Source organism: Pseudoduganella sp. GW821-FHT05F09 (assembly GCF_059419605.1).
In genome coordinates this window covers 1-631 of record NZ_JBWKSD010000029.1, presented here as the reverse complement: position 1 = coordinate 631, position 631 = coordinate 1, and the positions used below count along the sequence as shown (strand labels likewise).

The 631-nt window shown below is 51.0% G+C and carries 1 rRNA gene; it reads left to right on the top strand.

The features are described from left to right. Nucleotides 1-631: ribosomal RNA gene (locus AC07S4_RS30375) — 23S ribosomal RNA — on the top strand; the annotation flags it as partial.

Genomic DNA, 631 nt, shown 5'->3' with positions numbered 1-631 from the left:
GCGTAATTCAAGGGAGTGGGACGAGTGCACTTGTGCACGTAGCAATCGGAAGTGGTTCCAAGAAAAGCCTCTAAGCTTCAGTCATACGAGACCGTACCGCAAACCGACACAGGTGGGCGAGATGAGTATTCTAAGGCGCTTGAGAGAACTCGGGAGAAGGAACTCGGCAAATTGGTACCGTAACTTCGGGAAAAGGTACGCCCCGGTAGCTTGGCTGATTTACTTCAGTAGGGCGAAAGGGTTGCAATAAACTGGTGGCTGCGACTGTTTAATAAAAACACAGCACTCTGCAAACACGAAAGTGGACGTATAGGGTGTGACGCCTGCCCGGTGCTGGAAGATTAAATGATGGGGTGCAAGCTCTTGATTGAAGTCCCAGTAAACGGCGGCCGTAACTATAACGGTCCTAAGGTAGCGAAATTCCTTGTCGGGTAAGTTCCGACCTGCACGAATGGCGTAACGATGGCCACACTGTCTCCTCCCGAGACTCAGCGAAGTTGAAGTGTTTGTGATGATGCAATCTACCCGCGGCTAGACGGAAAGACCCCATGAACCTTTACTGTAGCTTTGCATTGGACTTTGAACCAATCTGTGTAGGATAGGTGGGAGGCTTTGAAGCGGGGACGCCAGT